This window comes from Oribacterium sp., from assembly GCF_057249185.1.
In genome coordinates, this window is the sequence record NZ_DBHIGR010000109.1 from 1 (window position 1) to 7557 (window position 7557).

General features: G+C 43.8%; 6 protein-coding genes and 1 pseudogene. All 7 read right to left on the minus strand.

The window, feature by feature from the left end:
* Positions 1-136 precede the first annotated feature (136 nt).
* Positions 137-2092, minus strand: coding sequence for a lysine--tRNA ligase (gene lysS / locus ACO4PX_RS06965; RefSeq protein WP_472690046.1), 1956 nt, complete (start codon positions 2090-2092; stop codon positions 137-139).
* A 157-nt stretch (positions 2093-2249) separates the two neighbouring features.
* Complete coding sequence (gene greA, locus ACO4PX_RS06970; protein WP_485546835.1) at positions 2250-2735, minus strand: transcription elongation factor GreA; 486 nt, start codon at positions 2733-2735, stop codon at positions 2250-2252.
* Between the two features lie 388 nt (positions 2736-3123).
* A complete protein-coding gene (fucO, locus tag ACO4PX_RS06975) occupies positions 3124-4272 on the minus strand; it encodes a lactaldehyde reductase (RefSeq protein WP_485572090.1) in 1149 nt (382 codons plus the stop codon).
* A 102-nt stretch (positions 4273-4374) separates the two neighbouring features.
* Complete coding sequence (locus ACO4PX_RS06980; protein ID WP_314966409.1) at positions 4375-4806, minus strand: RbsD/FucU family protein; 432 nt, start codon at positions 4804-4806, stop codon at positions 4375-4377.
* A gap of 342 nt (positions 4807-5148) precedes the next feature.
* Positions 5149-6267 carry a substrate-binding domain-containing protein gene (locus ACO4PX_RS06985; protein WP_485572091.1) on the minus strand — a complete coding sequence of 373 codons (1119 nt, stop codon included), beginning with the start codon at positions 6265-6267 and terminating at the stop codon, positions 5149-5151.
* A 13-nt stretch (positions 6268-6280) separates the two neighbouring features.
* Positions 6281-7255 carry an ABC transporter permease gene (locus ACO4PX_RS06990; protein WP_304071207.1) on the minus strand — a complete coding sequence of 325 codons (975 nt, stop codon included), beginning with the start codon at positions 7253-7255 and terminating at the stop codon, positions 6281-6283.
* 2 nt (positions 7256-7257) lie between these two features.
* Positions 7258-7557, minus strand: a pseudogene (locus tag ACO4PX_RS06995) (D-xylose ABC transporter ATP-binding protein); the annotation flags it as partial.

The following is a 7557-nucleotide window of genomic DNA, read 5'->3' on the forward strand; positions in this document are numbered from 1 at the left end:
TATCAGAGCTAACATTTTTCAAATGTCAGCTCCGATACTGGCTAAAGTCCATTAATAAAATAGCGGATGAAGTTAACTCCATCCGCTATAAAGCATAATCTCTTTGTCTTCAAATATTTCAACAATAAACAAAATACTAATACAACTTCGCTCCTGCCGGGATGTGGTTATCCACCATCAGCAAGTGCAACTCTTCCTCATCACTATCCTTCTTCTGATTAATGGCGGAAAGCAGCATTCCGCAGGACTCTACTCCCATCATTGCTCTTGGGGGAAGGTTGGTGATCGCAATCAATGTCTTTCCAATCAGCTCTTCCGGCTCGTAGTATGCATGAATACCGGAGAGAATGGTTCTGTCCGTACCGGTTCCGTCATCCAAGGTAAACTGTAAGAGCTTCTTGGACTTTGCTACCGGAACGCAATCCTTTACCTTTACTGCTCGGAAGTCAGACTTGCTAAAAGTCTCGAAATCCACAGTCTCCTCAAACAATGGCTCGATTTTTACATTGCTGAAATCGATCTTATTGTTTGGCGTAAAGAAGCCGGTGTTGGCATTTCCTGCCTCACCCTCTTCTCCCTTCTTTCCCTCATCCTTCTTGTCCAAGGACTTCATTGTCGGGAAAAGCAGTACATCACGGATGGAAGCCGCATCGGTAAGGAGCATAACCAGACGGTCAATGCCGTAACCGATTCCTCCTGTAGGAGGCATTCCGATTTCCATAGCATGCAGGAAGTCTTCGTCGGTGTGGTTTGCCTCTTCATCTCCTGCATCTGCCAAAGCATCCTGCGCCTTGAAACGCTCTCTCTGGTCGATGGGATCGTTTAGCTCGGAATAAGCATTTGCCATCTCTCTTCCATAGATAAAGAGCTCAAAACGCTCTACCTTGGAAGGGTCGGAAGGCTTCTTCTTGGTAAGGGGAGAAATCTCCACCGGGTGATCCATAATAAAGGTTGGCTGTACCAGCTTCTCCTCACAGTATTCCTCGAAGAAGAGGTTTTCAATGTCTCCGATGCCATGGTGCTCTTCGTAGGCAATTTCCTTTTCCTTCGCCAGGGCTCTGGCCTCTTCCAAGGTCTTAATCTGATCAAAGTCAATGCCTGCATATTCCTTGATAGCCTCAGTCATGGTCAAGCGACGGAAAGGACTCTCCAAATCAATGGGGGTTCCCTGATAGCTGATATGCAGAGTACCGCAAACCTTTTCCGCAAGGTAACGGAACATGGACTCGGTCAGCTCCATCATTCCCTCGTAGTCTGTATAAGCCTGATACAGCTCCATTAAGGTGAATTCCGGATTATGTCTGGTGTCGATTCCCTCATTACGGAATACTCTTCCAATCTCATAAACTCTTTCCATACCGCCGATAATCAGACGCTTTAAGTAAAGCTCCAAGGAAATACGAAGCTTTACGTCCTCGTTTAAGGCATTGTAATGGGTTTCGAAGGGACGAGCTGCTGCACCGCCGGCATTTTCCACCAGCATCGGTGTCTCTACCTCCAGGAAATCTCTTCCTGCAAGGAAGTTACGGATTTCCCGAAGAATCTGAGAACGCTTCATAAAAACGGTACGACTGTCCTCATTCATAATCAGGTCTACATAACGCTGACGATAACGGGTGTCCGTATCGGTTAAGCCGTGAAACTTCTCAGGAAGTGGGTACAGGGACTTGGAAAGCAGGGTAATCTTCTCTCCGTGAACGGAAATCTCTCCCATCTGGGTTTCAAAAACATAACCTCTAACTTCCACAATATCGCCAAGATCCAGCTTTTTAAACTTCTTGTATTCCTCTTCTCCAAGACTTTCCCGGCTTACATAAACCTGGATTCTGCCGTCTCTATCCTGCAAATGCATAAAGCTGGCCTTACCCATAACACGCTTGGATAAAATACGTCCTGCAATCACGACCTGCTGATTCTCTAAGCTTTTAAAATTCTCTTTGATTTCAGTAGAATGATGGGTTTGTTCAGCCTTGGTGATTTCAAACGGATCTTCCTTAGCTGCCTGATATTCAGCCAGCTTATCGTATCTGGCCTTTAAAATGTGGTTCATGTCCACCGGTGCATTGCCCTTTTGCTTTTCCTGCTCTCCCATCCTTCTATCCTTTCTTTGCACTATTCGATTATTGTTTCATTATATTTTGATTGAAATCTTCTCAAGGCATATCTTCATTGAAATATTCTTCAATGAAACATTCTTCACTGAATTATTCTTCATGGAATTATTCTTCACTGAATCGTTTTTCAACGAATTATTCTTCGTTGGATCTCTCCACGGAAAGTACCTTATATTCCAAAACTCCTGCCTGAGTTTCTACCGTAACTTCATCTCCCACTCTGTGGTTCAGTAAGGCCATACCTACGGGAGATTCGTTGGAAATCTTTCCCTGCAAGGAGTTTGCCTCAGTGGAACCTACAATCATGTATTCCACTTCTTCATCAAATTCCTTGTCAAACAGCTTGACTTTGCATCCGATGTTGATGGTACCTTCTTCCGCATCATCCACTACTTCCGCATTCTTTAACAAAGCCTCGATGGCAACGATTCTTTCTTCGATTTCTCTCTGCTCATCTTTTGCTGCATCATACTCAGCGTTCTCAGACAAATCTCCCTGTTCCCGAGCTTCCTTAATCTTTTCCGCAATCTCTTGTCTCTTATTTACCTTTAAATTATGAAGTTCATTCTCTAACTTATTTAATCCTGCCCTGGTAAGGAGGTTTTTCTTTTCTTCAGCCACCTGATATCCTGCCCTTTCTCTAAAACTGCAATGACGGCTTCTGGAGATCCAGAAGCCGTTTCATCCAATGATTCGATGTAGTATTCTAGCAACGGAAGCTTGAGAAGTCAATGTTTTTCCACATTTTATGCCCTTTTTTCGGGCTTTTTACTCCTCTTCTTCCTCTCTTTTCTTCCTACTGCTTTTTTAAAAAAATCTTTTTTTATTTTTGAAAAATGCTAAGCTTTCTCCACTTAAAAGGAAGGGCAAAAACTGCAGTTTCCGCCCTTCCTTTTACCACGCAAAACATAAATACTACATAAGATATGGAATATCCATTTACTATATCTAAGCTTCTGTTTTTATCTTCTTTCTTATACGCGATTCTGATGCTTCATAGTAAGGAGGATTATAATAAGCTCTTGAACAGTTCCTGAATATCCTCCAGCTTAGGATCTCTTGGATTTCCGGGTCTGCAAGCATCATCCATTGCAGACTGAGAAAGGAAATCCACATCCTCAGGCTTTACAATGTTCTTCAAATCCTTAGGAATACCTACATCCTCAGCCAGCTTCTTTACCGCATCAATCGCTGCCTTTTGGTACTCTTCTTTACTCATCTTCTCTGTATCGGCAACGCCCATGGCCTTTGCCACGTCTCTTAACTTCTCTCCTACCGCATCCTTATTGTATTCCATAACGGTGGGAAGGATGATAGCGTTTGCCACACCGTGAGGAGTATCATACAGTGCACCTAAACCGTGCGCCATGGAATGAACTATACCCAATCCGCAGTTAGAGAATCCCATTCCGGTGATGTACTGCCCTAAAGCCATTCCCTCTCTACCCTCAGGAGTATTTTCCACTGCCCCCCTAAGGGACTGTGCAATCAGCTCAATAGCTTTTAAGTTAAACATATCAGTAATGGTATTGGCTCCCTTAGTAGTATAGCCTTCAATAGCGTGGGTCAGCGCATCCATTCCGGTGGATGCGGTAAGTCCCTTTGGCATGCTGGACATCATATCCGGATCCACGAAAGCCACTACAGGAATATCGTGGGGATCTACGCAGACAAACTTTCTCTTCTTTTCCACGTCAGTAATAACATAGTTAATGGTTACCTCTGCTGCAGTTCCTGCTGTTGTGGGAATAGCAAAAATAGGTACTGAAGGCTTGGTTGTTGCAGACAGTCCCTCTAAGCTTCTTACATCCTCAAAGGCAGGGTTGGCAATGATAATGCCGATAGCCTTGGAGGTATCCATGGAAGAACCTCCTCCGATAGCAATGATATAGTCTGCACCGGAATTTTTAAATGCAGCTACTCCACCCTGTACATTTTCAATGGTAGGATTTGCCTTGATTTCGGAATAGATTTCATAGGGAAGCGCTTCCTTATCCAGTAAATCTGTCACTTTTTTGGTCACATTAAACTTAATCAAGTCCGGATCAGAGCAAATGAATGCCTTCTTAAAACCGCGACGCTTTGCTTCCTCTGTAACACTTAAGATTGCTCCCTTTCCATGATAGGATACTTCATTCAGTACAACTTTGTTTGCCATATTATCCTCCTAATGAAATAAATAAAATCTCATCGCTCTTAATTGTTTTGTCTTTGTGTTTTATCTTTTGTTTTATCTTTCCGCTTTATCTGTTTCTATTTTTTACACGACTCCCTTTTGCAACATAATATTGCCGTAGAGGGCCTTTTCCGATGTAGCGATAATCAAATAGCAGGTCTTTGCCTCTTCATAAAAAGCAAAGCGCTCAATACTGCCAATCGCGTTTTCTCTGGAATCATACTTTGCCACAATCGCCTTAAACTCATCCCAGATAGGGGTAGCTACTTGATCTCCCGGTACCTTTTCCATGATTTTCACAGGGCTTTCCGTGTAAGTATCCAAGGGAAAAAGCTGTAAAATCGCATCCAAGATTTCACAAACTCCATGACCGTCCATACGAATCACATGGGCATTGGCTCCCACGGTATGGGAGGGAAAATTCCCATCCGCAATCAGGACTCTGTCTGAATGTCCCATCTCACATAAGCGCTTTAAAAGTTCCGGAGAAAGAATTGCAGGAATTCCTTTTAACATCTTTTCCTCCTCGTATTTTTTATAGGGGCTGTAAAAAAATCAAAATAAGAAATAGATTTTCGGCAATATAGGGCTAAATGAGGGGTAATCTGAGCCCGTCGGTACTTGCGAAAAACAAGAGAATCGAAGTTTTTCGCTTAGTATCCGATACGTGGCGAAGCTAGCGAGAGCGTGCCCCAAATTTAGACCTATATTGCTTAGAAAACTATTTTGATTTTTTACAGCCCCTTTCACTGCAGATTTCTAAGTGGAAAAGGACTCAGTCATAACCAAGTGATTTCTCTCTTAAAAGTCTGCCCTATTCCATTTTTAAAGAATGTACTATTTACCTTGTGTTTTAAATTACTCGTAAAGACATGGAGCAATCTTCTCATCTTCCATGTTGTCCTTGTTGTACCAAAGGGCACCGGTATCCACGTCAGATACGCTTTCTCCCTTTGCTGCCTTTACAGCAAGTTCCACTGCCTTGAATCCGATTTGTACAGGATCCTGTGTAACAGAACCAGCAAACAAGCCATCTCTAATAGCCTGTAACTGCTTGCTTCCTGCGTCAAATCCTACTGCAACAACCTTACCTTCACCAATCTTATCCAAACCTTCATTTGCTGTGATAATAGCATTTGCTGCAAACTCATTGGAGCCGTAGATAGCGATAAGGTCGGACTTCTCTAAGATAGCGGAAGCAACTGCAGCACCGTCAGCATCCTTAACTTCTGCAGGGATACCTACATCAATGATAACCTTTGCGCCGGACTTTTCCTTCTTCAAGCTGTCGTGTCCTTCTACAGAAACCTTATCAGCACCAATGAGCTCTGTCATAGCCTCTACAAATCCCTTGGTTCTTTCTACAATGGACTGAGAGTTGGATTCCTGAGCAACTACACCGATTCTTACAGTCTCAGATGCACCGTCAATCTTATCCTTGATTAAAGCATAAGTCTCTTTTGCAGCAAGCTTTCCTGCCTCATAGTTGTTGGTGGAAGCATTTGCCTTGATAGCACCTTCCGGAGCATCAGGTACACCGGAGTCAAATCCGATAATGGGAATTCCCTTATCCATAGCGTTCTGGATAGATCCTATAGCAGCCTGAGTGTCTAATGCAGCAAGACAGATTGCTGTCGGTTTCTGAGCGATAGCTGCATCCAAGTACTCAACCTGCTGTGCAATAGCAGACTCATTGTCCGGTCCCTGGAAAGAAACATCTACGCCATATTCTTTTCCTGCCTGCATTGCGCCCTTCTCAACCGCCTTCCAGAACTGGTGCTGGAAGCCCTTGGCAATGACGTTAATCTTCTTACCTTCTCCGTCCATCTTGGTTTCAACGCTTTCAGCATTTTGCTCTGCTGCGGAGCTTCCTGCTGCTGCAGTAGTGCCCTCGGACTTTGCGGAAGAACCTCCACATGCTGCCAGAGACAGGGCCATCATACCCGCCAGTGCAACCGCCATAATTCTTTTTTTCATCTTTCTTTCCTCCTTATACCTTTCTTTTTCTGTTTAAGATATCCATATACACAGCGAATACTAAGATGATTCCTGTGATAAAGAGCTGATAGTGAGACTGTACCCCAATATAGGGGAAACCGATTTTCAGTACCGTCATGATAAACACACCGATGATGGTTCCTAGGATGGAACCCACTCCTCCGGAAAGGGATGTTCCGCCGATGACAACTCCGGCAATGGCATCCAACTCAAAGCCGTTTCCGGTATTGGGCTGTGCTGTAGAGAATACCGCCACATAGGCAATGCCTGCCAAAGCGGCAAAGAAGCCGGAGAAAACATAAGCCAAAGTTTCATATTTCTTTACATTGATTCCGGAAAGTCTGGTGGCCTCCTTGTTCGATCCGATAGACAAGATATATCTTCCTGTTTTGGTCTTATTTAAAACTACAGCCATCACCACTGCACAAACTGCCAAAAGCAAAAATCCTGTAGGGAAGTTTTTGGGGAATATCCCGCCTTCCTTCGTCACCATAAAGATTTCTCTAAACCAGGCTCCCTCTGCAGATCCCTGGGGGAAGGAAATGGTTTTTGTCTTAGAAACGATGGAGCCCAATCCTCTGGATACCATCATGGTTCCCAAGGTGGCGATAAAGGCCGGAAGTTCCAAACGGGAAACCAAAATTCCGTTAATCAATCCAAACAAAGAACCGCAAAGTAGAATCACCAACAATACCAATGGCATTGGCAGACCGTTTTCCATGAGTGTTCCACCTATTAAGGCACAGCAGATGGCTACCGTTCCGATAGATAAGTCAATTCCTCCTGTGGAAATAACAAAGGTAACACCGATCGCCATGAATGCTACATAGTAGGCAGACTTGGAAATGTTGGTAAAGGTCGTTCCCTGTAAGAACTTGTCTGTCAGTAGTGAGAAAACAACACATATAATGACTAGGGCAGCTACCACCACTGCCTGTTGGTTTGAAAATAACTTTTTAATCTTCACCTTTATTCCCCCTGTCTATTCGTAGCACAAGTCATAATGGCTTCCTGGTTGACTTCTGCAATATCCAAGCAACCTGTCACCCTGCCTTCGCACATAACGATGATTCTGTCGCTCATTCTTAAAATCTCAGGCAGCTCCGAAGAGATCATGATAATGGACTTTCCTTCGGAAACCAATCTTTCCATCAGCTCATAGATTTCGCTCTTGGCTCCCACGTCAATTCCTCTGGTAGGCTCATCAAAGATTAAAATTTCCGAATCCTTTAACAGCCACTTGGCAATAACCACCTTTTGCTGATTTCC